The following is a 26,437-nucleotide window of genomic DNA, read 5'->3' as shown; positions in this document are numbered from 1 at the left end:
GCTCACAGGACGAGGTCGAGGCCGCCACGGCGGGCGGTCGCGGGGTCGGGTGCCGGGGTGGTCGGCACGGTGCCGGCCCGGTCGGTGGTGCCGTCGCCGGGGCGGTGCCCGGCGGCGGACCGGTCGGAGGTGCCGCGCCCGGTCGACGCGTCACCCGCCTGCTGCTGGGCGCGCCCGGCGTCGCCGCCGGACAGCCCCACGTCGGCCTTGAGGCCGGCGGCCTGCAGGTCGCGGCGCAGGTCGGCGAGCGAGCCCTTGAGGGCCTCGCGCGCCGCCTCCGACGCACCCGCGAGCTCGAGCCGCACCCCGTCGCCGGAGATGTGCGCGACGACCCGCACGGGGCCGAGGTTCTCCGGGTCGACGGGGACGGTCAGCACGTGCTTGCCCTGGTCGAGGCCGCCCACGTGGCGCAGCCGCGCACCGAGCTGCTCGGCGAGCGGGACGGGGACCGTCGCCGCCGGTGCGGGTGCCGGCGCGGGGGCGGCGGCGGGCGCCGGGGCCTGCGCGGCCGGTGCCGGGGAGGCCGCGGTGACCGCGCCGGGTGCGGCGTCGACCCGCACCGCGACGTCGGGCGTCGCCGGTGCCGTCGGCGCGGCCGGCGCCCGGCCCGCGCGCGGCGACTCGTCGGTCGCGAGCGGCGCCGCAGCGGCCGGGGTCGCGGCGGCGGGCGTGGTGCCTGCGGACGCGGTGCCGGTGGTGCCCGCCGAGGCGGTGCCCGCAGGTGCGGCGCCGGCGGGCGCGGCGGCGTCCGCCGAGCCCTGCTCGCCGGCCGCGGGAGCAGCCACCGGGGCGGGAGCCGCCGGGGCGGCGACCCCGGCCGGGGTCGTGGTGGCGGCGCCGGCGGGCAGCGGCGTCGCCGCGGCGACGGTGCCGCCCTCGGCCGCCGTCGCCGGCTCGCCCGCGGGTGCCGTCGGCGCGACGGGCTGGCCCGCGAGCTGCTGGGCGGCCACCTGCTGGGCGGTCACCTGCTGGGCCGCGAGCTGCTGGGCGGTGAGCGCCACGACCGTCGGTGCCGCCGCGGGCGCCGTCGTGCCCTCACCGGCACCTGCGGCGGTCGGCGTGGACGTGGGCGCGGCCTCGGTCGCGGCGTCGTCCGTCGCGCCGGTGCCCGTCGCGGGCTCCGAGGACGGACCGTCGGCGGCAGGCCGGGCACCGGTGCCGGACGCACGGTCACCGGCACGGTCGGCCGCGGCGTCGGACGCCCGGTCGGACGCGCGCTCGTGCGGGCGGGAGGCCGACGGCCGGTCGGCGGCGGGGCCCATCTCGGCCTGCAGGGCGTCGGCGAACCCGCCCTCGGACGAGCGCGACGACCCGGCGGCCGGGGTGCGCGCCGGGGTCGGCGCCTGCACGGGCAGGAGCATCGTGGTCATGACGTCACCCCCGCGAAGGAGGCGAGCGTGCGGGCCTGGGCGGAGGCCGCCGCAGCCGTCGGCGCCGCGTCCGGCAGCACGCGGCGGATCGTCGTCGGCTCCGCGTACACGTCGCGGACCGTCACGGTCTTCCCCGGGCGTGGTGCGTCGATCATCTTGCCCTCCCCCACGTAGATGCCGATGTGCGAGCCGCCGCCGAGGACCACGAGGTCCCCGGGCCGGGCGTCGTCCAGCGACGGGACCTCGGTGCCCGTCGTCATCTGCTCGCGGGCCGTGCGCGGCACACCCGTGACGCCGATGTCGGCGAGCGAGCGCTGCACCAGGCCCGAGCAGTCGAAGCCGCCCTCGGCGAGGGACTCCCCGCCCCACACGTACGGCTGCCCCAGGTAGGCGCTCGCGGCCGCGACGAGCGCGTCCCCCGTGGCACCGCCGGCGGCGGGCGCGGGTGCGGCAGCCGTCGGAGCTGCGGTCGGCGGTGCCGCTGCCGTGGGCACGGTCGTGGTCGACGCCGCGGCGGGCGAGGTGGTGGTCGAGGCGGCGGTCGCGCCCGTGGCCAGGCCGAGGGCCGCGGCGAACGCCTCCGTGGACGCGGCCGACGGGGCCGCCGCGGCGGTCGCCCGCACGGACGTCGGCACCGGTGCCTGCACGAACGCCCGGATCTCCGCGACCCGGCCCAGCATCGCCACGACGCCGCTCACGAGGCACCCCCGTCACCGGGAGGCGCCGTCGGGTCGACCCGACGGCCCGCGACCTCGTCGAGCGCCGCCTGCTCGGCGCGCCCCTCCTCGGTCGCGACCTGCTCGACGTGCTTCTCCTCGAGGCGCTCGACGGCCCGGGTCCGGGTCCGCGCGGCGGTCCAGCGCTGCTGCTTGTCGGCGACCACGTGGTCGGCGCGGTCCACGTCGTCGGTGTGCTCGACGAGCAGCGACGACAGCGCGACGCGTGCCGCGACGGCCGCCTGCCAGGCGGCGAGGTCCGCGGCGGCCGGCGGCTGCCACGAGCCGAGACGCTCGGCCGTGCGGCCGGCGCGCTCGGCGGCGCTGCGCTGGTCGCGGCGGGCCGCGGCGAGCTCGCCGACGGCCTGGTCCTCGGCCATCGCCCGCAGGCGCAGCAGGCCGGCGAGCGGGAACGGGCGGCTCATGACTCTCCCATCGCGTGCACGAGGGCGCGCAGGTGCTGCCACGACGCGGCCGCGGGTGCGGCCTCGTCCATGCCCTGGCGCAGGAACGCGTCGATCGCGTCGGCGTGCGCCACGGCCGTGTCGACCTTCGGGTTCGACCCGGCGACGTACGCGCCGACGTCGAGCAGGTCCTGGGCCTGGCGGCGGGCCGCCATGACCGCGCGCAGCCGGGCGGCGTCCGCCCGCTGCTCGGGCGTCGAGACGCGGCCCGCGACGCGGGACACCGAGCCGAGCGCGTCGACCGACGGGAAGTGCCCGGACACCGCCAGGCGGCGGTCCAGCACGACGTGACCGTCGAGGATGGAGCGCGCCGCGTCGGCGATGGGCTCGTTGTGGTCGTCGCCGTCGACCAGGACCGTGTACAGGCCGGTGACGGAGCCGGTGGGGCCGGTGCCGGCCCGCTCGAGCAGCTGCGCGAGCAGCGAGAACGTGCTCGGCGGGTACCCGCGGGTGGCGGGCGGCTCGCCGACGGACAGGCCGATCTCGCGCTGCGCCATGGCCACGCGGGTCAGGGAGTCCATCATCAGCACCGCGTGCGAGCCCTGGTCGCGCAGGTGCTCGGCGATGCGGGTCGCCACGAACGCCGAGCGCAGCCGCACCAGCGGGGGCTGGTCGGACGTCGCGACGACGACGACGGACCGCGCCAGGCCCTCGGGGCCCAGGTCGTCCTCGAGGAACTCGCGGACCTCACGGCCGCGCTCGCCGACGAGGGCGATCACGGAGACCTCGGCCTCGGTGCCGCGGGCGATCATCGACAGCAGGCTCGACTTGCCGACGCCGGAGCCGGCGAACAGGCCGAGGCGCTGGCCGCGGCCGGCGCTGACGAGGGTGTCCAGGACGCGCACGCCCAGCGGCATCGGGGTGTCGACGCGGGCGCGGTCCAGCGGGTGCGGCGCGGCGCCGTCCATCGGGGCCCACGCCTCGACGTCCAGCGGGCCCTTGCCGTCGATGGGGCGGCCCAGCCCGTCGAGCACGCGCCCGAGCAGCCCGCGACCGACCGGCACGCGCAGCCCGGTGCCGTGCCCGCGGACCGGCAGGCCCGCGCGCAGGCCGTGCGTGGCGGCGAGCGGCATGCAGCGCGACGTGCCGCCGGAGGTCGCGACGACCTCGGCCGGCACGGCGTCGGCGCCCTCGCCGATGGTCACGAGGTCGCCCACGGCGGCGTCGGCGCCCGCGACCTCGACGGCCAGGCCGACGACGGCACGGACGGTGCCGACGACCTCGGGCCGGGCGGCGTCGACCGCGCGGCCCCAGCGGGGGGTCGCGACGGCGCGGGTCAGGGTCGGGGTGCTCACAGGTCCCCCAGCGCCGCGCGGGCGCGCTCGACGGCGGCGGTCAGCCGGGCGTCGACGTGGCCGTCGGCGTGCTCGGCGACCGCGTCGCCCGGGGCGAGGGTCGGGTCGGCGACGACGCGGACGTCCTCGCCGAGGTCGGTGCCGGCCACGGCCTGCGCGTCGCGCGGGTGCAGGTGCACCACGACGGGCCCGGCGGGGGTACGGGCGGCCAGCGCACGGCCGAGCGCGGCCTGCGCGGAGCGGCCCGCGTCGGACAGCTCGACGCCCAGCAGGGCGACGGCGAGCTCGACGGCGGCGGCGTGCACGGCGTCGAGGCAGTCGGCGAGCACCGGCTCCTCGCGGCGCTGCGCGGCCTGCGCGGCGACGGTCAGCGCGGCCACGGCGGCGGCGTGCTGCGCGGCCCGGGCGCCCTCGGCGGACGCGGCCCGGCCGGCGGCCAGCGCTGCCTCCGAGGCGGCCTGGGCGGCGGCGCGGCGCGCACCGGCGGCGTAGCCGGCGGAGTACCCCGCGGCGAAGCCGGCGGCACGGTTCGCGGTCGCGCCGGGAGCCGCGGGGTCGCCGGGGGCCGTGAGGGCGACGAGGCGCGCCGCCCGCTCGGCGGGCACGGTCACGGCCGTGCGGTCCGGCGCGGTCCGCGGCAGGGGGACGAAGTCGAGGTCAGGCAACGTACTCGTCCTCTCCCTCGCGGCGCACGACGATCTGGCCGTTCTCCTCCAGGCGGCGGATGACCTGCACGATCGCCGCGCGGGCCTCCTCGACCTGGGAGAGGCGGACGGGGCCGAGCATGTCGATCTCCTCGACGAGGTTCTCGCTGGCCCGCTCGGACATGTTGCGCAGGATCTTGTCGCGCACGTCGTCGCCGACGCCCTTGAGCGCGACCGACAGCGACGACGTCTCGACCTCGCGCAGCACGAGCTGCACGGCGCGGTCCTCGAGCAGCGTGACGTCCGCGAACACGAACATCAGGCTGCGGACCTCCTCCGCGAGCGCCTGGTCGCGCTCGGACAGGCCCTCGAGGATCGCCTTCTCCGTGCCGGGGTCGGCGCGGTTGATGATCTCGACGAGGGGCTTCACCCCGCCGACGGCGGACATCTCGCGCGGGGTCAGCACGGTCGACGCCTTGCGCTGCAGGGACTCGGCGACGACGCTGACGACGTCCGGCGAGGCCCGCTCCATGAGGGCGATGCGGTGCGCGACGTCGCCGCGCATGTCGCCCGGCAGGCCGGCGAGGATCGCCGACGCGTGCTCGGGGCGCAGGTGCGCGAGCACGAGCGCGACGGTCTGCGGGTGCTCGCCGTCCAGCAGCGACGCGATCTGGCGGGCGTCGGCCTGCTGGAGGAACTCGAACGAGCTCCCCGCCAGCGAGGACTGCAGGCGCTCCATCATCGAGCTGGCGCGCTCGGCGCCCATGGACGCCTCGAGCAGGTGCTGGGCCAGCGGCATGCCGCCGCCGAGCGCCGGGCCGATCGAGGTCGCGTCGTAGAACTCCTCGATGACCTGGTCGGCCATCGACTGCTCGACGCGCTCCATGCGCATGATCTCGGACGTGAGGTCCTCGATCTCCTGCTCCTCGAGGCGCGACATGATCCGCGCGGCCCGCTCCTTGCCGAGCTGCATGAGCACGACGGCGGCCTTCTGCGTCCCGGTGAGCATCAGCGGCGTCCCGTCGGCGTCATCCACCCGCGCAGGAGGTCCGCGACCTCGCCCGGGTCGTCGTCGGCGAGGGCCGTGAGCTCGGCCCGCTTGATGGCGGCGGTGTCGGGCACGACCGGCTCGGGCGCCGGCGGGAGCACCGGCAGGGCGTCCTGGTCGGGGCCGTCGAGCGGGACGACGGGCAGCGCCGCGGCCGCGTCGAGCTGGCCCAGGTCGACCGCCTCGCGGCGGGCCTTGCGCGAGCGCCGGGCCAGCACGATCGCGATGATGATGACCGCGAGGAGCACGAGCCCGCCGATGGCGCCCTGCCGGATGAGGTCCTGCTGCGCGGCGGCGGCCTCGGCGGCCTCGGCGGCGGCGAGCGCCTCCTCGGCGGCCTGCGCGGTCGCGGTGTCGAACTGCAGGCGCTGGACGGAGAGCTGGTCGCCGCGGTCCGCGTCGATCCCGACGGCGGCGGCGACCGCGGCCTCGAGGGCCGGCATGTCGACGGCCGCACCGGCGACCTCGTCGATCAGCACCGAGACGGACTGGCGCTGCACGACGCCCGCGGGCTGCTGGGTGACCTCGGTGGTCTTGTTGACCGAGTTCGTGACGTCCTCGGACTCGGTGCGGTACGTGCCCGTGCCACCGGCGGCACCGTCGGGCACGGCGATGTTGTCCGGGCCGAGGACACCCGTGGCGCTGCCGCCGGTGCCCTCGTACTCCTCGACGGTCGTCGACGACGCGAGCGGGGGGACGTCCTCCGGCTGGGAGAACTCCTCGGTGGTGCGCTCGGTGGTCGCGGTGTCGAGCTCGGCGGAGACGTTGACCGTCGCGTTGCCCACCCCGACGAGCGGGTCGAGCATCGCCTGGACGGCGAGGCGCGTGCGCTCCTCGTACTCGGCGGTCTTGCTGTCGGCCAGGCCGGCGGTGACGCCCTCGCCGACGGCGGACAGCACGGCGCCGCTGGAGTCGATCACGGCGACGTCGGTCGGCTCCATGCCGTCGACGCCGGCGGAGACGAGGTGGACGATCGACTGGACCTGGTCGGCGGTGAGGGTCTGGCCGGCGCGCGTGCGGACGAACACCGACGCCGTGGGCGTCTGCTGCTCCTCGACGAACACGGTCTCCTCGGGGATCGCGAGCTTCACGGTCGCGGTCTCGACGCCCTCGATGGCGCCGACGGTGCGGGCGAGCTCGCCCTCCATCGCGCGCTGGTAGGTGGTCTGCTGCTGGAACTCCGAGGCCGTCATCGGCATGGAGTCGAGCAGCGAGTACCCGGCGCCGTCCGCGTCGGCCGGCAGGCCCGCGGCCGCCATGGCGATGCGCTGCTCGTACACGGCCTCGGCGGGCACGAGGACCGTGGACCCGCCGTCGCCGAGCTCGTAGGCGACGCCCGAGGCGTTGAGCTGCTCGACCACGGCCGACGCGTCGGTGCCCGACAGGCCCGAGAACAGCGGCGTGAGGGTCGGGCGCGACATCCAGCTCGACAGCGCGACGGCGCCGAGCACGAGGACGGCGACCCCGATGAGCGCGAGCGTGCGCTGCGCGAGCGAGAACCCCTGGACCGCGCCGGACAGGCGGCCCATCAACGACTTGACCTGCTCGGCCATCAGACCTGCATCCTCATGATCTCGGTGAACGCCTCGACGGCCTTGTTGCGCACGGTGGCGGTGAGCTCGAGCGCGAGCGACGACTGCGCGGACGCGACCGTGTAGTCGTGCACGTCGTCGAGGTCACCGGTGACGGCCTGGACGGCCAGCTGCTGGGAGGTCGACTGCATCTGCTGCAGCTGGTCGACCGAGCCGAGGACCGACGCGAAGTCGACCCCGGAGGCGGACCCGGCCGCGGCGGCGGGCTCGACCTGGCCGAGCACCGCGGCGGGCTGGACGCCGGTCACGCCGGCGACGGGGGCGATGGCCATCAGGAGCGTCCGATCTGGAGGGCGGCCTCGTACGTGGCCTTGGCACGGTCGACCACGGCGGCGTTCGCCTGGTACCCGCGCTGGGCCATGATCAGCTGCGTCATCTGCGAGGACATGTCGATGTCGGGGTAGCGCACGTAGCCCTCCTCGTCGGCCAGGGGGTGGTCGGGCTCGTAGACCATCCGGCCCTCCGCGCTGCCGAGGGCGATGCCGGCGACCTGCACGCCGCCGTCGCCGCCGGTCATCTCCTGGGCGACGACGTAGCGCGCCTGGAAGGCGGCCTCGTCGCTGGAGCGGACGGTGTTCGCGTTCGAGAGGTTGTCCGACACGGCGTCCAGCCACTTGCGGTGGACGGTCATGCCGGTGCTCGCGATGCCGATGGCACCGAAGATCGTCATCAGGAGGTCCTCATCGCGGTGCGGACGGAGGAGAAGGTGCCGGACACGGCCTGCGTGGCCAGCTGGTAGCGCAGGTTGGTGTCGACGTTGAGGAGCGTCTCGGCGTCGAGGTTGACGTTGTTGCCGTCCTCGCGCGTGGGCTCCAGGGAGCGGGAGACGCTGGCCTGCGCGGCCCCGTCGCCCCGCCCGACGGCGGCGGCGAGCTCGTCCTCGAACTGCACCCGCTGGGCCTGGTAGCCCGGGGTCTGCAGGTTCGCGACGTTGTCCGCGATGACGCGCTGGCGCAGCGCCAGCCCGTCGAGCGCGCTGTTGAGCGCGACGTAGCTCACGGAGTCGAACATGCCCATGGCAGGGACCACCTCACCGACGACGGTGCTTCGGGGGGCGGCCGATCCGTGGCCTGGGGTGTGAGCGATCCGTGCTCCCCCCGCCCATCGGACGGGGTGCCGGGGGTGTGAGCGGTTCGGGCGCCGGTCCTCGGGTGAGGAGGTCCTTTCACCCGGGTGGACCAGCGCGGGCGACCGGGTCGTCCCCGGACGCCCGGTTCTCAGCCCTGGGTGTCGAGGTAGACGGGCACCGCGGGGGTGCGCGCCTCGATCGTGCGGGTCGCGTGCAGGTGCCGGCGGCTGACGACGACGGCCTGCGCGATGCGTGCGGCGGCGTCGAGCTGGCGGTCGAGCAGCGCCTGGGCGCGGTCGCGCAGCGGCAGGGGCAGGGCCCCCAGGCCCGACGGCGGGCGCCACGCGGCGGCGCGGGCGACCTCGGCCACGTCGGGCAGGTGGGCGGCGTCGAGGAGACGCTCGGCGGACTCGACGTCGAGCTCCAGGTCGTGCAGCGCCTGCTCCCAGCGGGCGTGCCAGACGTCCTCGTCGGGCGCGGCCACGGCCAGCACCTCAGCCGACCCCGAGCAGGCCCGTGCCGGTGCTCTGCGCGAGGGGTGCGGCGGGGGTGACGGGGGCGGCCGGGGCCTGGGCGCGCGCGACGGAGTCGGCGGCCTCGTGCCACGTCAGCGCGAGCGGCTCGATGATCTCCCGGCACCCGGCCACGCGGGCGACGTCGCCGGTGCCGGCGGCGCCGATGAGCTCGGTGAGCAGGTACGTGTAGATCGACAGGAGGCGGTCGCCGCCGTCCCACTCGCCGGTGTCGAGGCTGGAGACGAGCTCGGCGACGATCTCCTGCGCGTGCGCGAGGTGCTGCGTCGCGTCGGGCCGGCGGCCCTCCTCGAGGGCGAGCCGGGCACGGTCGACGTCGAGGAGCAGCCGGTCGTAGAGCATCGTCAGCAGGCGCGCGGGGCTGGCCGTCTCGACGGCGGCGGCGACGTACCGGGTACGTGCGTCGTACATGGCTCCTCCGGTGGTTCAGCGGCGGGTCACCCGGGGGCGGGCCCCGCGCGGTGCCGTCAGGACGACGACGACGACCCGGTCAGCGAGGCCAGCTGGCTCGCGAGGTACGAGGACTGCGACTGCAGGTTCGACAGCGTGACCTCGAGGGCCGCGTACTGCCGCTCCAGGGACGTGCGGCGCATGGCGAGGCGGTCGTCCCAGTCGTCGATGCGCGCGCCGAGGTCCTTGACGGTGTCCTGCTGGGACGTCACGGCCTGCGTGATCGTGCCGGTCTGCGCGTCCGAGGCGCTCTTCGCGGTCTGCGCGAGCCGGTCGGCGACGCCCTGGACGACCTTCTGGACCTTCTCCGGGTCGGCGGCCATCGCGGACGTGAACTTCGCGTCGTCGAACGTGAAGGTGCCGTCGCGGCCGATGACGATGCCGACGTCCGCGGGCGAGACGCCGTCGACGGGCAGCGAGCCCTCCGAGAGCATCCGCTGCTGGAGCAGCCGGACCGTCGCGTCGCCCGAGAGCGGGCCGCCCGAGACGACCGTGCGGCCGTCGGAGTCGGTCGTGGTCGAGGACCTCGTCCGCGACGTGATCTCGGTGAGCACGGTGTTGAGGTTGGCCACGAGCCCGGACGCGAGCGACTTCACCGCGGCCTGGTCGCGTGCCACGGTGACGGTGAGGTCCGCGGCGCCGACGGCCGTCGCCTCGGTGACCGTGAGGTCGACGCCGGTCATGACGTCCTCGAACGTGTTCGACGACGACGTCAGCGTCTGCTGGGCGGCGGTGCCCGGGAACAGGACGAGGGAGGCGTCCGAGGCGGCGCGGACCTGGTCCAGCGTCAGCGCCGTCGTGCCCGAGGTGCCCTCGTAGCTCACGGTGAAGGCGTTGTCGGCACCGGTCTCCCGGCCCGTCAGCTGCAGGCGGTACGTGGTGTCGCCGGTCGGGACGCCGTTGCCGTCGAGCACGTTGACCTTGACGGCCGTGGCGGTGACCCCGGTGCCGGAGGCGTTGAACGCGTCGACGACGTCGGCGACGGAGGTGCTGGCCGCGGTGACGGTGGTGGTCTCGCCGTCGCGGGTGATCGTGAACGTGGGGGTGCCCGACGCGTACGCGGCGTCGGCCGGCAGCGTGGTCAGGGAGGCCTGCGAGGCGGCCACCGCGCCGACGCGGAACGACAGCGTGCCGGGGGTGGCGGTCGCCGAGGTGGAGACGGTCGCACCGGGCGCCGTGACGCCGGTCTGCGTGATCGTGCCCTTGACGGCCTGCCAGGACTCGGTCTTGGCGGCCTTGGTCGCGTGCTCGGCGAGCGAGGAGACCTTGGTGTTGAGGGACTGCAGGATGGTCACGAGCGACGACGCCGTCGACTGCTTGGTCTTGAGCAGGGACTGGTTGCCCGACTCGAGGGTGAGCAGGCTGTCGATCAGCGCGGCCGTGTCCAGCCCGCTGACGATCCCGTCGATCGCTGCCATCCGTACCTCTCCCTGGTCCGGCACCGGGCCGTGCCCGGTGCTGCGGGTCCTGCTGGTCCTGCGGTGCGGCCGCCGGCCGGCCCCGTGGTGCGGGGCCGGCCGACGACGCAGCAGCGGCGGTGGCCAGGACGGGTGCGTCCTGCCCACCGCCGCTGCGTCGTGCGGGTCCTGCTGGTCGTGCGGTCCTGCGTGCGGCGGTCAGCGACCGCCCGTGCTCACTGGAGGAGCGAGAGCACCGACTGCGGCAGGTTCTTCGCCTGGGCGAGCATCGCGGTGCCGGCCTGGGAGAGGATCTGCGAGCGGGTGAACTGCACCATCTCCTGCGCCATGTCGGTGTCGCGGATGCGGCTCTCCGACGCGGACAGGTTCTCGACCGACACGTTGAGGTTGTTGATGGTGTGGTCGAACCGGTTCTGCACGGCACCGAGCTGCGAACGGACCGAGGAGACCTCGGTGATCGCGGCGTCGATCAGGTCGATCGCCTCGGTGGCACCGGACGCCTGCGCGAAGCTGGGCTCCGTCAGGGCGGCCTCGGCGGCCGACGCGGTGGCGCCCGGGGTGGCGCCGGTGAAGACGAGGCCGGCGGTGCCGGTCGCGTCGACCGTGAGCGCACCCGTGCCGAAGACCTCGTCGGCCTTCGCCTCGATCAGCGCGGCGGCCGAGGCGGAGTCCGTGGCGGTGCTGAAGTCGACCGACGCCAGGTCGAGGGACTTCGAGCCGATGGAGATCGTGCCGTTGAGCGCCGCGAACTTGGTCACGTCGTCGTCGGAGTAGTCCGTCGCGGCGTCGACCGTGAGCTCGGCGGCCGTGCTGGCGGCGGCGGCCGTCGTGAGCGTGGCGGTCTTGGCGTTGGACGCCGCGGCCGTCACGTCGACCCCGTCGACGCCCAGGCCCACGGCCGAGAGGCCCTGGTTGCTGGCCGTGCGGACCGAGACCGTGATCTTGTCCTGCGCGTCGGTGTTCGCGCCGACCTGGAACACGCCGGAGTAGTTGCCGTCCAGCAGCTTGGTGCCGTTGAACTGCGTGGTGTCGGAGATGCGGGTCAGCTCGGTCTTGAGCTGGTCCATCTCGTCCTGGATGTTGCCCTTGGCGGAGGTCGAGAGACCACCGTCGTTGGCGGCCTGCACCGACAGCGTGCGCATGCGCTGCAGGATCGAGTGCGTCTCGGTGAGCGCGCCCTCAGCGGTCTGGACGACGGAGATGCCGTCCTGGGCGTTGCGGACGGCCTGCTTGGTGCCGCCGATCTGCGAGCGCAGACCCTCGGAGATCGCGAGGCCCGCGGCGTCGTCGGCCGCGCGGTTGATGCGGAGGCCGCTGGAGAGCTTCTCGAGCGACTTCGACAGGTCGTTCTGGGTCGTGCCCAGGTTGCGGTACGCGTTCAGTGCGGCGACGTTGGTGTTGATCGAGAGAGCCATCGTTCTTCTCCTCCTTGAGGGGGTTCAGGGCCGGCCCGTCCATGGGCACACCCCGCCTATCGGGACCCCGCCGCCGGTTGTGAGGAGTCGGGCGAGAAGTTTTTTCCCGCACCTCGTCCGCACCGTCGGCGGGGGTGGTTCAGGCGACGCCGCGCACCACGGGTGCGGCAGCCGGCGCCGGGCGCTGGGTGGGCACGGTGCCCTCGGGCGCGGCGGGCGCCAGGGCGGCGCGGGCCGCGATCGCGGCGAAGTAGCCCTGGCGTCGCCGCTCGGCGACGCCGTCGGGGCGCTCGGGGGCCGGCACGAGGTCCGGGTCGAACGCGGTGTTGAGCCCGTCGCGCAGGAGCGTGAGCGCCTCGGTGCGCAGCTGGCTGATCCGTGACTGCGTGACGCCGAGCTCGGCGGCGACGTCGGCGACGGTGCGGTCCTCGAGGTAGAGGCCGGCGACGACGACGCGCAGGCGCTCGGGCAGCACGTCGACGGCGGTGCGCAGCCAGTGCACCCGCTCGGACGCGATGAGCGACTCCTCGGGGGTCTGCTGGTCGTCGCGGACGGTCTCGGCCACGCCGCTGTCGGGCAGGTCGAGGGACAGGACGCGGCGCTCGGCGGCGGCGCGGGTGGCGTCGACGGTCGAGACGTCGGTGCCGAGGGCCGCGGCGAGCTCGTCGCGCGTGGGCGTGCGGCCGAGGGTGGCGTGCAGCCGCTCGGCCGCCTGGTCGAGCTCGCGCCCGCGGCGGCGGGTGCCGCGGCTGGCCCAGTCCATGGAGCGCAGCTCGTCGAGCAGCGCCCCCTTGATCCGCAGCGACGCGTACCGCGCGAACGGCACGTTGGTCGACGGGTCGTAGGCACGCGCGGCCTGCACGAGCGCGAGGTAGCCGGCGGAGGCCAGCTCGTCCCTCGACACGCTGGGCGGGACGCGGTGCAGCATCTCGGTGACGTTGTAGCCGACGAGCGCCATGTGTGCGAGGGCGAGGTCGTCGGCGGTGGTGTGCGTGCTCACGCTGGTCCGGTCGGTGGACGCGTTGCTCCGCTTGAGCGTGGACGTCCGTCCAGTTCGGGAGCGGTCACCGTGGCCCATTTCGGTCGAGCCGCGACGTGTCCGGACGATCCGCGGCGGGCGCACCCGGACGATGCGGACGAGTCGCTTCACCCGCTGCCAGGCACGTGTGACGCACCTCACACGCTTGCCCGGGGCGATTCCCTCATCCGCCAGGCGCGCGGCCCGACACCGCTGGTCACGGCGCCGCCCCCGGCCCGGCGCCCGCACGGGCCCGGGCCGCACCACCTGGGAGCGCGTCCGCGGGCACGGCCCCCTCTCACCCGAAAGGCGGCCCGAAACCGTCACACCCCGTGCGCCCGGGCCGATAAGGAGTGGACGCCGCACCCCGCGGCACCGCCCGAGACGACCGGAGGTACCCCCGCGATGGCGACCGTCGCCCTCGAACGGCTGTCCGAGGTGCTCTGGCGAGAGCGGCACCTGCTCGAGCTCCTCCTGTTCAAGCTCGAGGAGGAGCAGCTGGTGCTCACCGCCGGGCGCACCCGGTGGCTCGGCTACGCCACGCGCGAGGTCGAGACCGTCCTCGACGAGATCCGCACCGCCGAGCTCGGCCGCGCCGTCGAGGTGGACGAGGTCGCCCGCACGCTCGGGCTCGACCCCGGCGCGAGCCTCGCCGAGCTCGCCGAGCACGCCCCCGCCCCGTGGGACGACATCCTGCGCTCGCACCGCGACGCGTTCGCCTCGCTGACGTCGGAGATCTCCACGCTCGCCGACGGCAACCGCGAGCTCCTCGCGGTCTCCCACCGCGCCGCGCAGGAGACCCTCGCGTCCCTGCAGGACACGGTGCAGACGTACGACGGCCACGGCCACCGCACGTCGGACACCCACACCGCCCACCTGCTCGACCAGTCGATCTAGGACACCGCGCGTGAGCACCTTCTCCGGACTCGGGACCGCCCTCAGCTCCCTCATCGCCCAGCGCACCGCGCTGGACGTCTCGGCCAACAACGTCGCCAACGCCAACACCGTCGGGTACACGCGCCAGCGCGCGCTGCTGGGCGCCCTGCCGTCGGCCACCGTGCCGTCGATGTTCGCGACCTCGGACGGCGTCGGCCTCGGCACCCAGGTGTCGAACATCCAGCGCCTCGGCGACGTCTTCGTCGACAACCGGCTGCGCGCCGCGAGCGGCACGTCGGGCTACCTCACCGCCCAGGCCGAGGCGTACACCGCGCTCGAGAAGGGCATCGGCGAGCCCGCCAAGACGGCGATGGCCAACCAGCTCTCGGACTTCTGGGCCGGCTGGGCCGACGTGTCCAACGGCAGCGACCAGGACGCCGCCCGCGCGGTGCTGCTCGAGCGCGGCGTCGCCGTCGCCGACAGCCTGCACACCCTGTACGCCACCGCGCGGACCCAGTGGGACCAGACCCGGTTCGAGACGGGCGCGCTCGTCGAGCGCGCCAACGTCGCGGCCGCGTCGGTCGCCGACCTCAACCAGCGGATCCTGTCGATCACCAACTCCGGAGCCACCGCGCACGAGCTGTCCGACCAGCGCGACCAGCTCGTCACCGAGCTCGCCGGCCTCGTCGGCGCCACCGCCCAGGTCCGCCAGGACGGGCAGGTCGACCTGTTCGTCGGCGGCAACGCGATGGTCCGCGGCGACAAGGTCTCCGCGCTCGCCGTCTCCGGCGCCACGGCCTTCAGCCAGGCCACGGCCGGCACGCCCGTGCAGGTCGTCTGGGCCGACAAGCCCACCCAGGTGGTCGGCATCGAGAGCGGGCGCGTCGGCGGGCTGCTCTCCGTGCTCGCCCCGCCCGACGGGTCCGGCACCGGCGGGCTGCTGACCGAGGCCGCGGCGCGCTACGACGCGCTCGCCACCAGCCTCGCCGGCCAGCTCAACGCGATCCACCAGACCGGGTACGCCCGCGACGAGACCACCACCGGCGTCGACTTCTTCACGTTCGACGCCGGCCAGCCCGCTGCGCTCGGCATCCGGGTCGCGCTGACGTCGGCCGACCAGGTCGCCGCCGGCGCCGCCGGGCAGGGCGCGTTCGACGGCACGGTCGCCCTCGCGATCAGTCGCCTCGGCTCCGCGTCCACCGGCCCCGACGCCCAGTGGCGCTCGGTCGTCACGGACGTCGGCGTGAAGACCGCCAGCGCCACGTCCCGCTCGTCGGTCGCGCAGACCGCGCTGGCCACGGCGCAGTCCCAGCAGCTGGCCCAGACCTCGGTCGACGTCGACGAGGAGACGGTCAACATGCTCGCGTACCAGCGCGCGTACGAAGGTGCCGCTCGCGTCCTGACCGCGATCGACGAGATGCTGGACACCCTGATCAACCGCACCGGCGTCGTCGGAAGGTGATGGCAGTGATCACACGAGTCACCCAGGCCACGGTCCAGCGCTCCACGCTGGCCAACCTGCAGATGAACCTCTCGGCGGCCTCGAAGCTGCAGGCCCAGATGTCCTCGGGCAAGAAGATCCAGGTGCCGTCGGACGACCCGTCCGGCGCGCAGGACATGCTCCGGCTGCGCGCCGACCAGCGGCAGAACACCCAGCTCCAGCGGAACACCGCCGACGGCGACGCCTGGCTCAGCACGGTCGACACCGCGCTGACGTCCTCGCTGTCGATCGTCCGCGCCACCCGCGACCTGGTGGTGCGCGCCGGCTCGGGCGCCCTGAACGCCGAGTCCCGCGAGGCCCTCGCGGCCGAGGTGGAGGCGCTGCGCGACGAGCTGCTCGCGCAGGCCAACACGACGTACGGCGGTCGGTCGGTGTTCGCCGGCACCTCGTCGGCGCCCCAGGCGTTCGGCGCCACCACGCCCTACGCCTACCAGGGCGTCGCGGGTGCGAGCGTGACGCGGCAGGTCGGGCCCGAGACGACCGTGCGGGTCGACGGCGACGGGCAGTCCGTCTTCGGCGACACCGGCACCGGCACCGTGTTCGAGCTGTTCGACACGATCGCGGCGTCGATGCGCGCCGGCACGGACCTGACGGCCGAGCAGGACGCCCTCGACGTGCGCATGCAGGGCATGCTGCGCGAGGTCGCGTCGGTCGGCGCCCGTCACAACCACGTCCTCAACGCGAAGAGCACGCTGCAGGACGGTGCGCTGACGCTCACCACGCAGCTCGGGGCGATCGAGGACGTCGACCTGGCCGAGATCATCCTCCAGGTGCAGCAGCAGGAGGTCGCCTACCAGGGAGCCCTCGCGGCGACCTCGAAGGTGCTGCAGCCCACGCTCCTGGACTTCCTGCGATGAGCGTCGGCGTGGGCACCACCGTGCGCGTCGCGACGCCGTCGGGCGACCGCGACGTCCCCTCCGTGCTGCACCTGGCGGCCGAGCTCCCGGGCCTGCCCGGGCGCACCGAGTACGCGCTCGAGCCGATCGAGGACTCCGGCACGCTGTTCTCGCTGCGCAGCGCGCCGGGCGGTGCGCACCCCGTGCGCCTGTTCGTCGCGGCGCCGCACGCGTTCTTCCCCGACTACGCGCCGCGGATCGGGCAGGACCTGCTCGCCGACGCCATGCGCACCGACGGCGCCGGCTCCCCCGGCACGCTGCTGCTCGTGGTCGTGCACCCCGCGGGCGACGACCGCGACCAGCACACCGCGAACCTGCTCGCCCCCCTCCTCGTCGACCCCGCGCGGGGCCTGGCGCAGCAGGTCGTGCTGGACGAGGACCTGCCGCTGCGCGCACCGATCGGCTGAGCGGGACGGCGTTTACCACACGCCACGCCGCAGGTCAGGGGGATCACCCGGGTGGAAAGGGCACCCGTACCTCTCACACCGGGCGCACGGCTGCCGATGGACCGGGTGAGCACGACTACCTGGAGGCCACCGTGACCGCGCAGCCCATCGAGCGTCACCCCCGCGTACGCCCGAACCTGAGCATCCAGCGCCAGCCCGTGGTCCACCCGGACCGCAGCGTCTTCGCCTACGCGGTGCGCGCCCTGGCCCTGGGTCCCGACGGCGGGCCCGTCTCGGACGCGACCGTCGAGCACCTCGTCGACGCGGCCTACCGCATGCTCGACATCCCCGCCGTCGCGGGCGAGCGCCCCCTGCTGCTGCGTGCGACGAGCCGCCTGCTCAGCGGCGCCGAGCCGCTGCCCGAGTCCCCGCACGGCGTGGGCCTGGAGATCGGCCGCGGCCTGGCCGGGCGCGAGGACGTGCGCCACCTGCTCGACCGCCACCACCAGGCCGACGTGCGCCTCGCGCTCGTCGACTACGTGGGCGAGCGCGTCCAGGACGTGCTGCTGCCGTACGTGCAGTTCGTCAAGGTCGACGCCGGCCTCCCGCAGGACGTGCTCACGCGGCTCGTGCAGCGCGCGTCGGACGGCGGCGCCGTGGTCATCGCCGAGCGCGCGACCACCCGGGAGCGCATCGGTGCTGCCCTCGAGGCCGGTGCCGAGCTGCTCCAGGGCCCGCTCGTGCTGCGCCGGCCCGAGATCGACCAGCACCGCGAGCTCGGCGTCGGCGAGATCCAGTGCCTGGAGCTGCTGCGGCTGCTCTCGCGCGAGAGCTTCGACCAGCCGGCGATCATCAAGCTCGTCGAGTCCGACCCCGCGCTGTCGATGCGCGTGCTGCACCTGGTGAACTCCTCGGCGTTCGGCGTCCGGCACAAGGTCGACTCGGTGCGGCAGGCCGTCATCATGGTCGGCCCGCGCCAGCTCGGCGCCCTGGCCACCGCGTCGCTCGTCGGTGCCCAGCCGGCCACCGTCGACAGCCTGTGGTTCCTGCTCACCCGCGCCCACGCGTGCGCGACGCTCGCGGGCGACGAGGTCGGCTACACCGTCGGCCTGCTCTCGGCCGTGGCCTCGTACCTGCGGGTCCCCGTCGAGGCCATGGTGGCCCGCACGGGCGTGTCCGCGGACCTCGCGGAGGCCCTGGTGCACCAGCGCGGCCGGCTGGGCACCGTCCTGGCCGCGGTCCTCGCGCACGAGGAGAACGACCCCGCGGCCCTCGCGAGCACCGGCCTGGACGACTACGAGGTCGCGCACGCGTACCTCGACGCGGTCCCCCTGGCCCTCGGCCTCGCGATGCAGATGGCCTCGGCCGCCTGACACCCGCTCCCCCGGCTCCCGCCGGGCGGGCCCGCAGCAGGGTCGTGACGCAGCAGGGCCGGTCACCCCGTGAGGGGTGACCGGCCCTGTCGTCTACGGCGTGGTCGTCTCACGACGACCAGGACGCGTCAGCGGGTCAGAAGCCGCCGCCGAAGTCGTCGCCGCCACCGGCCGGGGCGGCGGGCGCCTTCTCCGGCTTGTCGGCCACGACGGCCTCGGTGGTGAGGAACAGCGCGGCGATCGACGCGGCGTTCTGCAGCGCCGAGCGCGTGACCTTGACCGGGTCGTTGACGCCCGCGGCGAGCAGGTCCTCGTACACGCCGGTCGCGGCGTTGAGGCCCTGGCCGGCCGGGAGGTTGCGGACCTTCTCCGCCACGACGCCGCCCTCGAGGCCGGCGTTGATCGCGATCTGCTTGAGCGGGGCCTCGATCGCGTACTTCACGATGTTGGCACCGGTCGCCTCGTCGCCCTCGAGCTTGAGGGTCGCGAAGGCCTGCGCACCGGCCTGGATGAGCGCGACGCCACCACCGGCGACGATGCCCTCCTCGACGGCCGCCTTGGCGTTGCGCACGGCGTCCTCGATGCGGTGCTTGCGCTCCTTGAGCTCGACCTCGGTGGCCGCGCCCGCCTTGATGACGGCGACGCCGCCGGCGAGCTTGGCGAGGCGCTCCTGGAGCTTCTCGCGGTCGTAGTCCGAGTCCGAGTTGTCGATCTCGGCACGGATCTGCGCGACGCGACCGGCGATCTGGGCCGCGTCGCCGCCGCCCTCGACGATCGTGGTCTCGTCCTTGGTGACGACGACCTTGCGGGCCGTGCCGAGGACCTCGAGGCCGACGTTCTCGAGCTTGAGGCCGACGGTCTCGGAGACGACCTGGCCACCGGTGAGGACGGCCATGTCCTGCAGCATCGCCTTGCGGCGGTCGCCGAAGCCGGGCGCCTTGACGGCGATCGACTTGAAGATGCCACGGATCTTGTTCACGACGAGCGTCGCGAGCGCCTCGGACTCGACGTCCTCGGCCACGATGAACAGCGGCTTGCCGGCCTGGATGACCTTCTCCAGCAGCGGCAGCAGGTCCTTGACGTTCGAGATCTTCGACTCGACGAGCAGGACGTACGCGTCCTCCAGGACGGCCTCCTGACGCTCGGGGTCGGAGACGAAGTAGGCCGACAGGAAGCCCTTGTCGAAGCGCATGCCCTCGGTGAGCTCGAGCTCCAGGCCCAGCGCCGAGGACTCCTCGACGGTGATGACGCCTTCCTTGCCGACCTTGTCCAGCGCCTCGGCGATGAGCTCGCCGATCGCCGGGTCGCCGGCCGAGATCGCGGCCGTGGCGGCGATCTCCTCCTTGGTCTCGACCTCCTTGGCCTGGACCAGGAGCTGCTCGGTGACGGCCTCGACGGCCTTCTCGATGCCCTTCTTCAGCGCGATGGGGTTCGCGCCGGCGGCCACGTTGCGCAGACCCTCGCGCACGAGGGCCTGGGCCAGGACGGTCGCGGTCGTCGTGCCGTCACCGGCGACGTCGTCCGTCTTCTTGGCGACCTCCTTGACGAGCTCGGCGCCGATCCGCTCGAAGGGCTCCTCGAGCTCGATGTCCTTGGCGATGGAGACGCCGTCGTTGGTGATCGTCGGCGCGCCCCACTTCTTGTCGAGCACGACGTTGCGACCCTTGGGGCCCAGGGTGACCTTGACGGTGTCGGCGAGCGTGTTGAGCCCGCGCTCCATGCTCCGCCGGGCCTCCTCGTTGAAGGCGATGATCTTGGCCATGGGGCTGTGATCCTTCTTCCGGTTCGTGGGGTGGCCGGTCGGTGCCCGCGACGGACGGGTCCTGCGCGCGGTCACGTCCCGCGCGCGGGCACCCTCACCTGACGGCCGGGATGCTGCTGTCACTCTCCACCGGAGAGTGCTAAGTCCAATGGTTAGCACTCGACCCCGGAGAGTGCAAGCAGCGCCCCGCCCGCGCGGGGCCCGTCAGGCTCCACCACGGGCCGATGTCCCTCCCGCCGGGCGACCGGCACGCACTAGGGTGCGCGTGTGCCACGTCACACCGCCGAGCGGTCGGCGCCCGCGGTGCGGCGGGTCCGCGCCGCCGTCGGCCTGCTCGTCGCCGGCTGCCTCGCCGCGACGGGCGCGGCCGGCGGACCGCCGCCGGCCCGCCCGGCCGCCACGACCGCGGGCGCGCCGGAGACCGGGGCGGCAGCAGGTGGCGGTGCCGTCGCCGCGGCGGTCCCCGCCCCGGCCGCCGCGGGGGGCGCACCGGCCGCCGCCGGCGGGTACGCGGTCGTCGCGCTCGACCAGCAGGCGGTGGCCGTGCTCGCCGACGGCACGCGGGCAGGCGTCCCCGCCGACGCGCTGGCCGTCTACCTGCCCGGCACGCGCGTGCCGGACCCGGCGGCGGCGCACCTCGCCGCGACGCTCGGCTCGACGCCCGCCACCGACCGCGCGGCGACCCCCGGCGCCGCGAGCACGGCCGGGGCCGCCCAGGAGGCCTGGCTCGCCGACGGCACCGTGCCCGGCGCGGGCGGTCCCTACGAGGACATGGCCCGCGCCGCGCTCCTCGACCTGCACGCGCTCGACCTCGGCGACGGCGCGGTCGTCGCCGGCTGGTCGGCCATGTGGCGCTACGTGTGGCCGCGGGACGCCGCGTTCGTCGCGGTGGCGCTGGCGCGCACCGGGCACGTCGAGGACGCCCTCGAGGTCCTCGGGTTCCTCGCCCGCGTGCAGGAGGACGACGGGTCGTTCCAGGCCCGGTACCTGCCCGACGCGTCGGGCCCGCCGGACGACCGCGGCACCCAGACGGACGGCACGGGCTGGTCGATGTGGGCGGCCGGGCTCGTGCTGGCGGAGGTGCCCGCCGCGGGACGCGCACCGGTCGCCGCGGCCCTGGCGCCGCAGGTCCGCGCGTCGCTCACCCACGCGACGGCGCTGCTCGGGGCGGACGGTCTGCCGCCCGCGTCGCCCGACTACTGGGAGGTCCCCGAGGACGAGCTGACCCTCGGCACGGCGGCACCGCTCGTCGCGGGCCTCGAGCAGGCGGCCACGGTCCTCGCCGCCGCCGGGGACGCGGACGGCGCCGACGCCGCGGCGGCGCTCGCCGCGAGCAGCCGCAGCGCGGTCGTGGCGACCTTCGCCCCCGCGGGCTGGACCCGGCACGCCGACGGCGCGGCCCTCGACGCGGCGTCGGCGTTCGCGCTCGCGCCGTTCTGGTCGACGCCCGGGGACGGCGCCGTGGCGGCGTGGCAGGCGTCCGTCCCCGCCATGCTGCGCCCCACGGGCGGCCTGGCGCCCGGTGCCGGGTGGCGTCAGGACGGCGTCACGTGGACCCCGCAGACGTCGCTGTACGCCTGGGTCGCGGCCGAGCAGGGGGACGCGGCGCAGGCCCGCCGCTGGCTCGACGTGCTCGACGCGCACCGCACCCCGAGCGGGTCGATCCCGGAGAAGATCCTCGCCGACGGCTCACCCGCCGCCGTGGCGCCGCTCGGCTGGAGCGCCGCCTGCGCGCTCCTGGCCCTCGACGCCCTCGCGCCCTGACGCGCGGCGGCGGCCCGTCCGCGTCGCGCGCGTCGGGCCGCCGGTCCTGCGGGTCAGAGGGGCCGGACCTGCTCGGCCTGCGGGCCCTTGGTGCCCTGCCCGACCTCGAAGTCCACGGCCTGCCCCTCCTCGAGACTGCGGTAGCCGTCGGACTGGATCGCGCTGTAGTGCACGAACAGGTCCTGACCTCCGCCGTCCGGGGTGATGAAGCCGTACCCCTTCTCCGCGTTGAACCACTTCACGGTGCCCTGGGCCATGCCTTGCTCCTCGACGTCCGGTGCCCCGGGAAGATCCGCCGTCCCCCGGTGCGTGGAGCCTAGTGGGGTGGAGACTTCACCCACCAGGGTCCGGACGGGTGCCGTGATGACGTCGTGACCTGCGGGTCAGCCGACGGCGGGGTCCGAGACGAGCACGAGGACGATGCCGGCGGGCGCGGTCCCGATGTTGACCTCGACCGTGGGCACGCCCAGGGTCGTCGCCACGAGGTCGGCCGTGACCCGCAGGTCCTCGGAGCCGATGTAGATCGTGGAGGCCGCCGGCAGCGGGGCCGACGCGTTCCCGGCCGTGACGGAGGTGAAGCCGACCGCGTTGAGCTCACCGGTGACGCGGGTGGCGAGGCCCTCGATGCCGGCGCCGTTGAGCACCTGCACGGGCGTCTCGAGCGCCGGGGCCGCGGGCACCTCCTCGGCGGGGGCCTCCGTCTGCGTGGCGGTCTCGGTCGGCGCGGGGGTCTGCGACGCGCCACCGCCCGCGTCGTCGGTGCCGCCGATCGACGAGTCGCCGCCCGCGGTCAGGTAGCTGACGGCGGCGAAGGCGAGGGCGGGGACGACGACGAGGACCGCCAGGAACGGCCACCACCGGCTCCACGCCGAGCGCGGCGCGCGGTGCACGCCACGGGGCGAGTCCGGCGACGAGACGTCGAACTCGTCCTCCGGGTACGGGTAGTCGGCCTTGCTCACGGCGGCAAGGCTAACGGGTCGGGGTGTGCGAACCGTGCAGGTCGCGCGCCCGGGTGTGGTGCGGGTCCCGCCCGCCTGTCCGGTCCACCCGGGTCCGCCTCATCCGCCCGGCGCCCCTCAGGCCTCGGAGCCGAGGCGGCGGGCGGTGCGCGCGCGCTGGCGGGAGGACCGCATCCGGCGCAGACGCTTGACGAGCATCGGGTCGTACGCGAGGGCCGCGGGCTCGTCGATCAGGGCGTTGAGCACCTGGTAGTACCGGGTCGCCGACATGTCGAACAGCTCGCGGACCGCCTGCTCCTTGGCCCCGGCGAACTTCCACCACTGGCGCTCGAACTCCAGCACCTTCCGGTCCCGGTCGGACAGGCCGTCGGCGGCGTCGTCGACGTCGTCCACCGGGGTGAGCGCCACCGTGGCGTCCATCGCGTCGTCTCCTCCTCCTCGACCGTCCCGTCGGGCGAAGCCCCGACCTGGGCCCGACCTGGGCGTGCGACCCGATGCTACGGCGGGAATCACAGAGGTGTCATTCGACCGGCCGTGAACCGCGCCCGCACCGGGCGCGCGGGCGGTAGCGTGCGGCGCCGTGACCGCCGCGCCGCTCGACCAGCTCGTCGCGCCCGACTGGGCCGCCGCCCTCGCCCCCGTGGAGCCCGCGCTGCGCGCCGCCGGGGCGTTCCTGCGCGAGGAGGTCGCTGCGGGCCGGCCGTACCTGCCCGCCGGCGACGCCGTCCTGCACGCCTTCCGCCGACCGCTCGCCGACGTGCGGGTGCTCGTGGTCGGGCAGGACCCGTACCCGACGCCGGGCCACCCCATGGGCCTGTCGTTCTCCGTGCGGCCGCAGGTGCGCCCGGTGCCCCGCTCGCTGGCGAACATCTTCCGCGAGCTCGTGGCCGACATGGGCGTCCCCGTCCCGTCGTCGGGCGACCTCACCCCCTGGGCGGACCAGGGCGTCATGCTGCTCAACCGGGTGCTCACCGTGCGCCCCGGCGCCCCGGCGTCGCACCGCGGCAAGGGCTGGGAGCAGGTCACCGACCGGGCGATCGCGGCGCTCGTCGAGCGCGGCGGCCCGCTGGTCGCGGTGCTGTGGGGACGCGACGCGCAGTCGCTCACCCCCGCGCTGGGCGACGTGCCCGTCGTCGCGAGCCCGCACCCGTCCCCCCTGTCCGCGAGCCGCGGGTTCTTCGGGTCACGGCCCTTCTCGCGCGTGAACGCCCTCCTCGTCGAGCAGGGCGCCGAGCCCGTGGACTGGACGCTGCCGTGACGCCCCCGCCTGGGCACGCGGCGGGCCGGGGGTGATGATGGGGGCCATGCCTGCCGCACCCGCACCCCGCTGGTCCCGCTACGTCGCCGTCGGCGACTCCTTCACCGAAGGGCTGTGGGACGGCCCGGAGGACGGTTCCGCGCCGCTGCGGGGGTGGGCCGACCAGCTCGCCTCGCACCTGTCGGCCCGGCGCACGGCCGCCGGCGAGCCCGCGCTGGAGTACGCGAACCTCGCGATCCGCGGCCGCCTCGTGCGGTCGATCCTCGACGAGCAGCTGCCCGTCGCGATCGAGCTCGAGCCCGACCTGGTCAGCCTCGTCGGCGGCGGCAACGACATCCTGCGCCCGTCCGTGGACGTCGACACCGTCGCCGCCTCGCTCGACCACGCCGTCGCCCGGCTGCGCGCCGCAGGGATCGCCGTGCTCCTGTCCACCGGCTTCGACACCGGGCAGAGCCCGCTCGTGCGCGTCACCCGCAGCCGCGTGGGCGTCTTCAACGCGCACGTGTGGTCCATCGCGCGGCGCCGGGGCGCGTACGTGCTCGACGTGTGGGGCATGCGCAGCCTGCGCGACTGGCGCATGTGGGCCCCCGACCGGATCCACCTGACGCCCGACGGCCACTCCCGGGTCTCGCAGGCCGCGCTCGTCGGCCTCGGCCTGGAGCCCGACCAGCCCGACTGGGACGACCCGCTGGCCCCGCTGCCGCCGGCCCCGCCGCTGGACCAGGCGCGCGCGAACGCCCGCTGGGTGCGCGAGCACGCCTACCCCTGGATGACCCGCCGCCTGCGCCGCGTCTCCTCGGGCGACCTGCTGACCCCCAAGCGACCGGTGCCGACCCCGCTGGAGTGACCGTCGTCGCCGGCGCGCCCCGGCGGGGCCGACCCCGTCAGCCCGGCAGGACCACCCAGCGGGCGTCCACGGCGTCGGGGGCGCCGGGCGGGGCGTCGAGCACGTCGCGGACCCCCGTCCACAGGCGCACGGTCGTGCGCGCCACGGGGTGCCCCTCGGCGTCGACGTAGACGACCCGCGCGAGGCGCCCGGTGCAGTCCGGCGGCACGTGGGCGAAGGCGACGCCCACGACGGCGGGGGCCGCACCGGTCCGCTGACCGCCCGGGTCCGTCAGGTCCGGCGCCGGCCCGCGGGGCGCCAGGCCCTCGACGTCGTAGGCCCAGCGCACGTCGCGCACGGTGCACGGCACGGACGCCGCGGGCAGCGCGTCGCCCGCGGCGTGGGAGGAGGACCACAGGCCGGCCGCGCCGACCGCCGCGAGGGCCGCCGCCCAGCGTGCCCGGCGCACGTCGGTGCCGCGCCGTCGCACGGGACGGCCCTGCGGGCGTGGGCGGTCCACGACCCCTCCCCTCCGTGGGTGGGTCCGACGACGCCGGCATCCTGCTCGGCGCCGTGCGCGGCACCGCCCGCCGCCGCCCGGGAGGACGGGCGGCGGGCGGCACCACCGGGGCACTGTGAGCACGCCCCGCGCACGTCCCACCCATCGGCCCGCCGACGCCCCGGTCGCAGGTCTGCGCGGCGCGTTCACCCGTGCGCCACGCGCGACGGGGTGGGGCGTCCGCTCCCCGCCGTGCCGGCGTCAGACCCGGCGGGGGCCGGGCCAGGCGAGCAGCAGCACCGAGATCAGCACGAGGGCCGACCAGGGGCCGGGGTGGGCGAGGAACGCGGTGGCCGCGCCCAGGTGGGGCACCGTGAGGCGGGCGACGCCCACGACCTCGTCGTCGGTCGGGGTGAAGGGGTCCACGACGTCGTTGTTGTCGCCCTGCAGCACCCACCCGGACGGGCCGCCGCCGACGACGCGGTGGATGATCTGGGTGCCGTCGTAGCCCGCGGGGGCGTAGACGACGACGTCGTCGACCTCGGGGCGCCCGCAGCGCGCGAGGACGACGTCGCCGTCGTGCAGCGTGGGCTCCATGGACTGGCCGCGCACGACCGTCAGGGTGGTGCAGCCGCCGAGGCTCGACGGCCACAGGAGCACCACGGCGACCGCGGCGAGCGCGTACATCAGGCCGGAGACGAGCGAGGACGCGACGACGCGACGCACCCGGGGCACGCGCGGGCGCCCGGGGGGAGGTGGTCCGTCGGTCACGACGACCCCATCGGCCGGCCCGGCCCCGTCGGGCACGGTTCGGTGCCGTGCGGGTCGTCGACGCACGGTCAGGAGAGCGTGACGACGATCCTCGCGACGTCACCGGCGCCGGCCGCGACGTCCACGACGACGTCCTCGACGGGCACGCCGGTCAGCGCTCCCTCGACGTCGGCGAGCGCGGCGCCGGTGCCGTCGAGGACCTGCACCCGGTAGACCTGGCCGGCGCACGTCGGCGAGAAGCCGGCGAGGGTGACGGCGGCGGCGTCGACGCCGGGCTCCTGCGCGAACGACGCGGTCAGCGGCAGGTCCTGGCACGCGCCGGTGGTCTGGACGGCGGCGGGCACGCCCGGGCCGGTCGCCATCGTCAGCTGGGCCGCGGACGCGACGGACAGACCGGCCACGCCGACCACCGCGACGGCGACGGCGGCGACCTTGCGGCGGTGCACGGGGGCGGGCATGACGGGCTCCTCGGACAGGTGTTCAGCAACGATCTCCCCCACCTTGACGGGCGACCTGGACAGGCGTCTGGGTGCT

General features: G+C 75.5%; 30 protein-coding genes. 8 read left to right on the top strand and 22 right to left on the bottom strand.

Translation table 11 applies throughout. From position 1 onward, the window contains the following. Positions 1 to 2: 2 nt before the first annotated feature. The 15 genes from BKA21_RS14080 to BKA21_RS14010 all read right to left on the bottom strand — a co-directional run bounded on the left by BKA21_RS14080 (position 3) and on the right by BKA21_RS14010 (position 13,014). Positions 3 to 1,370 (bottom strand): flagellar hook-length control protein FliK, encoded by a 1,368-nt coding sequence (locus BKA21_RS14080; protein WP_140460686.1) that lies wholly within the window; start codon positions 1,368 to 1,370, stop codon positions 3 to 5. Next, the gene (locus BKA21_RS14075; protein WP_140460687.1) at positions 1,367 to 2,068 is read right to left on the bottom strand and encodes a C40 family peptidase; all 702 of its coding nucleotides are present in this window, start codon (positions 2,066 to 2,068) and stop codon (positions 1,367 to 1,369) included. The genes BKA21_RS14080 and BKA21_RS14075 overlap by 4 nt, the downstream gene beginning before the upstream one ends. Further along, positions 2,065 to 2,511, bottom strand: coding sequence for a flagellar export protein FliJ (gene fliJ, locus BKA21_RS14070; RefSeq protein WP_140460688.1), 447 nt, complete (start codon positions 2,509 to 2,511; stop codon positions 2,065 to 2,067). The genes BKA21_RS14075 and fliJ overlap by 4 nt, the downstream gene beginning before the upstream one ends. Next, complete coding sequence (locus BKA21_RS14065) at positions 2,508 to 3,845, bottom strand: FliI/YscN family ATPase (protein WP_239072994.1); 1,338 nt, start codon at positions 3,843 to 3,845, stop codon at positions 2,508 to 2,510. Before BKA21_RS14065 ends, fliJ begins: the two co-directional genes overlap by 4 nt. Then, positions 3,842 to 4,510 carry a FliH/SctL family protein gene (locus tag BKA21_RS14060; protein WP_140460689.1) on the bottom strand — a complete coding sequence of 223 codons (669 nt, stop codon included), beginning with the start codon at positions 4,508 to 4,510 and terminating at the stop codon, positions 3,842 to 3,844. The genes BKA21_RS14065 and BKA21_RS14060 overlap by 4 nt, the downstream gene beginning before the upstream one ends. Then, positions 4,503 to 5,498: a flagellar motor switch protein FliG gene (gene fliG, locus BKA21_RS14055; protein ID WP_140460737.1), complete on the bottom strand. Its 996-nt coding sequence runs from the start codon at positions 5,496 to 5,498 to the stop codon at positions 4,503 to 4,505. The genes BKA21_RS14060 and fliG overlap by 8 nt, the downstream gene beginning before the upstream one ends. Beyond that, entirely contained in the window at positions 5,498 to 7,090 is a 1,593-nt protein-coding gene (fliF, locus tag BKA21_RS14050; RefSeq protein ID WP_140460690.1) for a flagellar basal-body MS-ring/collar protein FliF, read from the bottom strand. The genes fliG and fliF overlap by 1 nt, the downstream gene beginning before the upstream one ends. Continuing rightward, positions 7,090 to 7,401 (bottom strand): flagellar hook-basal body complex protein FliE, encoded by a 312-nt coding sequence (gene fliE, locus BKA21_RS14045; RefSeq protein ID WP_140460691.1) that lies wholly within the window; start codon positions 7,399 to 7,401, stop codon positions 7,090 to 7,092. Before fliE ends, fliF begins: the two co-directional genes overlap by 1 nt. Further along, positions 7,401 to 7,799, bottom strand: a complete 399-nt coding sequence (flgC, locus tag BKA21_RS14040) for a flagellar basal body rod protein FlgC (protein WP_140460692.1) — start codon at positions 7,797 to 7,799, stop codon at positions 7,401 to 7,403. The genes fliE and flgC overlap by 1 nt, the downstream gene beginning before the upstream one ends. Then, on the bottom strand, positions 7,799 to 8,140 hold the full coding sequence (gene flgB, locus BKA21_RS14035) for a flagellar basal body rod protein FlgB (protein WP_140460738.1): 342 nt from the start codon (positions 8,138 to 8,140) through the stop codon (positions 7,799 to 7,801). Before flgB ends, flgC begins: the two co-directional genes overlap by 1 nt. 206 nt (positions 8,141 to 8,346) lie before the next feature. Next, a complete protein-coding gene (locus BKA21_RS14030) occupies positions 8,347 to 8,682 on the bottom strand; it encodes a hypothetical protein (protein WP_239072993.1) in 336 nt (111 codons plus the stop codon). Positions 8,683 to 8,692: 10 nt separating this feature from the next. After that, on the bottom strand, positions 8,693 to 9,142 hold the full coding sequence (locus tag BKA21_RS14025; protein WP_140460693.1) for a flagellar export chaperone FliS: 450 nt from the start codon (positions 9,140 to 9,142) through the stop codon (positions 8,693 to 8,695). A gap of 56 nt (positions 9,143 to 9,198) precedes the next feature. Further along, entirely contained in the window at positions 9,199 to 10,599 is a 1,401-nt protein-coding gene (gene fliD / locus BKA21_RS14020; RefSeq protein WP_140460694.1) for a flagellar filament capping protein FliD, read from the bottom strand. A gap of 215 nt (positions 10,600 to 10,814) precedes the next feature. Then, complete coding sequence (locus tag BKA21_RS14015) at positions 10,815 to 12,014, bottom strand: flagellin N-terminal helical domain-containing protein (RefSeq protein ID WP_140460695.1); 1,200 nt, start codon at positions 12,012 to 12,014, stop codon at positions 10,815 to 10,817. Between the two features lie 139 nt (positions 12,015 to 12,153). Then, positions 12,154 to 13,014 carry a sigma-70 family RNA polymerase sigma factor gene (locus tag BKA21_RS14010; RefSeq protein ID WP_239072992.1) on the bottom strand — a complete coding sequence of 287 codons (861 nt, stop codon included), beginning with the start codon at positions 13,012 to 13,014 and terminating at the stop codon, positions 12,154 to 12,156. Between the two features lie 423 nt (positions 13,015 to 13,437). Here BKA21_RS14010 and flgN point away from each other — a divergent pair, with 423 nt between their 5' ends. From flgN to BKA21_RS13985, 5 genes are all read left to right on the top strand, one after another. Beyond that, positions 13,438 to 13,929: a flagellar export chaperone FlgN gene (flgN, locus tag BKA21_RS14005; protein ID WP_140460697.1), complete on the top strand. Its 492-nt coding sequence runs from the start codon at positions 13,438 to 13,440 to the stop codon at positions 13,927 to 13,929. A 10-nt stretch (positions 13,930 to 13,939) separates the two neighbouring features. Beyond that, a complete protein-coding gene (flgK, locus tag BKA21_RS14000) occupies positions 13,940 to 15,370 on the top strand; it encodes a flagellar hook-associated protein FlgK (protein WP_140460698.1) in 1,431 nt (476 codons plus the stop codon). Between the two features lie 5 nt (positions 15,371 to 15,375). Beyond that, complete coding sequence (flgL, locus tag BKA21_RS13995) at positions 15,376 to 16,266, top strand: flagellar hook-associated protein FlgL (RefSeq protein WP_140460699.1); 891 nt, start codon at positions 15,376 to 15,378, stop codon at positions 16,264 to 16,266. After that, positions 16,263 to 16,712, top strand: a complete 450-nt coding sequence (locus tag BKA21_RS13990) for a flagellar assembly protein FliW (protein WP_140460700.1) — start codon at positions 16,263 to 16,265, stop codon at positions 16,710 to 16,712. The genes flgL and BKA21_RS13990 overlap by 4 nt, the downstream gene beginning before the upstream one ends. Before the next feature lie 131 nt (positions 16,713 to 16,843). Continuing rightward, positions 16,844 to 18,064 carry an EAL and HDOD domain-containing protein gene (locus BKA21_RS13985; RefSeq protein ID WP_140460701.1) on the top strand — a complete coding sequence of 407 codons (1,221 nt, stop codon included), beginning with the start codon at positions 16,844 to 16,846 and terminating at the stop codon, positions 18,062 to 18,064. Positions 18,065 to 18,200: 136 nt separating this feature from the next. On the opposite strand, the gene groL is transcribed toward BKA21_RS13985, so the two are convergent. Further along, entirely contained in the window at positions 18,201 to 19,826 is a 1,626-nt protein-coding gene (gene groL, locus BKA21_RS13980; RefSeq protein WP_140460702.1) for a chaperonin GroEL, read from the bottom strand. A gap of 267 nt (positions 19,827 to 20,093) precedes the next feature. Here groL and BKA21_RS13975 point away from each other — a divergent pair, with 267 nt between their 5' ends. Then, entirely contained in the window at positions 20,094 to 21,590 is a 1,497-nt protein-coding gene (locus BKA21_RS13975) for a glycoside hydrolase family 15 (RefSeq protein ID WP_140460703.1), read from the top strand. 53 nt (positions 21,591 to 21,643) lie between these two features. On the opposite strand, the gene BKA21_RS13970 is transcribed toward BKA21_RS13975, so the two are convergent. From BKA21_RS13970 to BKA21_RS13960, 3 genes are all read right to left on the bottom strand, one after another. Continuing rightward, a complete protein-coding gene (locus BKA21_RS13970; protein ID WP_140460704.1) occupies positions 21,644 to 21,847 on the bottom strand; it encodes a cold-shock protein in 204 nt (67 codons plus the stop codon). 126 nt (positions 21,848 to 21,973) lie between these two features. After that, positions 21,974 to 22,549 (bottom strand): LytR C-terminal domain-containing protein, encoded by a 576-nt coding sequence (locus tag BKA21_RS13965; RefSeq protein WP_140460705.1) that lies wholly within the window; start codon positions 22,547 to 22,549, stop codon positions 21,974 to 21,976. Positions 22,550 to 22,666: 117 nt separating this feature from the next. Further along, positions 22,667 to 22,969 (bottom strand): DUF3263 domain-containing protein, encoded by a 303-nt coding sequence (locus tag BKA21_RS13960; protein WP_140460706.1) that lies wholly within the window; start codon positions 22,967 to 22,969, stop codon positions 22,667 to 22,669. A 160-nt stretch (positions 22,970 to 23,129) separates the two neighbouring features. On the opposite strand from BKA21_RS13960, the gene BKA21_RS13955 reads away from it, so the two are divergent. Both BKA21_RS13955 and BKA21_RS13950 read left to right on the top strand, forming a co-directional pair. Next, the gene (locus BKA21_RS13955) at positions 23,130 to 23,807 is read left to right on the top strand and encodes a uracil-DNA glycosylase (protein WP_140460707.1); all 678 of its coding nucleotides are present in this window, start codon (positions 23,130 to 23,132) and stop codon (positions 23,805 to 23,807) included. A 46-nt stretch (positions 23,808 to 23,853) separates the two neighbouring features. Next, complete coding sequence (locus BKA21_RS13950; protein WP_373308235.1) at positions 23,854 to 24,654, top strand: SGNH/GDSL hydrolase family protein; 801 nt, start codon at positions 23,854 to 23,856, stop codon at positions 24,652 to 24,654. Positions 24,655 to 24,691: 37 nt separating this feature from the next. On the opposite strand, the gene BKA21_RS13945 is transcribed toward BKA21_RS13950, so the two are convergent. From BKA21_RS13945 to BKA21_RS13935, 3 genes are all read right to left on the bottom strand, one after another. After that, the gene (locus BKA21_RS13945) at positions 24,692 to 25,153 is read right to left on the bottom strand and encodes a hypothetical protein (RefSeq protein WP_140460708.1); all 462 of its coding nucleotides are present in this window, start codon (positions 25,151 to 25,153) and stop codon (positions 24,692 to 24,694) included. A gap of 240 nt (positions 25,154 to 25,393) precedes the next feature. Further along, positions 25,394 to 25,858: a signal peptidase I gene (locus tag BKA21_RS13940; protein WP_179625384.1), complete on the bottom strand. Its 465-nt coding sequence runs from the start codon at positions 25,856 to 25,858 to the stop codon at positions 25,394 to 25,396. A gap of 113 nt (positions 25,859 to 25,971) precedes the next feature. Further along, positions 25,972 to 26,361: a hypothetical protein gene (locus BKA21_RS13935; RefSeq protein WP_140460710.1), complete on the bottom strand. Its 390-nt coding sequence runs from the start codon at positions 26,359 to 26,361 to the stop codon at positions 25,972 to 25,974. Positions 26,362 to 26,437: the final 76 nt, after the last annotated feature.

The organism is Cellulomonas oligotrophica (assembly GCF_013409875.1).
Classification (GTDB): domain Bacteria; phylum Actinomycetota; class Actinomycetes; order Actinomycetales; family Cellulomonadaceae; genus Cellulomonas; species Cellulomonas oligotrophica.
Note: the sequence above shows the minus strand (reverse complement) of the source record. Positions and strands in the feature narration are given on the sequence as shown.

Bases quoted from the DNA above. Each gene is read 5' to 3' on its own strand.
- flgC (WP_140460692.1), bottom strand. From the start codon at position 7,799: ATGACGATCTTCGGTGCCATCGGCATCGCGAGCACCGGCATGACCGTC.
- BKA21_RS14080 (WP_140460686.1), bottom strand. From the start codon at position 1,370: ATGACCACGATGCTCCTGCCCGTGCAGGCGCCGACCCCGGCGCGCACC.
- BKA21_RS14025 (WP_140460693.1), bottom strand. From the start codon at position 9,142: ATGTACGACGCACGTACCCGGTACGTCGCCGCCGCCGTCGAGACGGCC.
- flgB (WP_140460738.1), bottom strand. From the start codon at position 8,140: ATGTTCGACTCCGTGAGCTACGTCGCGCTCAACAGCGCGCTCGACGGG.
- groL (WP_140460702.1), bottom strand. From the start codon at position 19,826: ATGGCCAAGATCATCGCCTTCAACGAGGAGGCCCGGCGGAGCATGGAG.
- BKA21_RS13960 (WP_140460706.1), bottom strand. From the start codon at position 22,969: ATGGACGCCACGGTGGCGCTCACCCCGGTGGACGACGTCGACGACGCC.
- BKA21_RS14015 (WP_140460695.1), bottom strand. From the start codon at position 12,014: ATGGCTCTCTCGATCAACACCAACGTCGCCGCACTGAACGCGTACCGC.
- BKA21_RS13990 (WP_140460700.1), top strand. From the start codon at position 16,263: ATGAGCGTCGGCGTGGGCACCACCGTGCGCGTCGCGACGCCGTCGGGC.
- fliG (WP_140460737.1), bottom strand. From the start codon at position 5,498: ATGCTCACCGGGACGCAGAAGGCCGCCGTCGTGCTCATGCAGCTCGGC.
- fliE (WP_140460691.1), bottom strand. From the start codon at position 7,401: ATGGCCATCGCCCCCGTCGCCGGCGTGACCGGCGTCCAGCCCGCCGCG.
- fliJ (WP_140460688.1), bottom strand. From the start codon at position 2,511: ATGAGCCGCCCGTTCCCGCTCGCCGGCCTGCTGCGCCTGCGGGCGATG.
- BKA21_RS13970 (WP_140460704.1), bottom strand. From the start codon at position 21,847: ATGGCCCAGGGCACCGTGAAGTGGTTCAACGCGGAGAAGGGGTACGGC.
- fliD (WP_140460694.1), bottom strand. From the start codon at position 10,599: ATGGCAGCGATCGACGGGATCGTCAGCGGGCTGGACACGGCCGCGCTG.
- fliF (WP_140460690.1), bottom strand. From the start codon at position 7,090: ATGGCCGAGCAGGTCAAGTCGTTGATGGGCCGCCTGTCCGGCGCGGTC.
- BKA21_RS13950 (WP_373308235.1), top strand. From the start codon at position 23,854: ATGCCTGCCGCACCCGCACCCCGCTGGTCCCGCTACGTCGCCGTCGGC.
- flgN (WP_140460697.1), top strand. From the start codon at position 13,438: ATGGCGACCGTCGCCCTCGAACGGCTGTCCGAGGTGCTCTGGCGAGAG.
- BKA21_RS13935 (WP_140460710.1), bottom strand. From the start codon at position 26,361: ATGCCCGCCCCCGTGCACCGCCGCAAGGTCGCCGCCGTCGCCGTCGCG.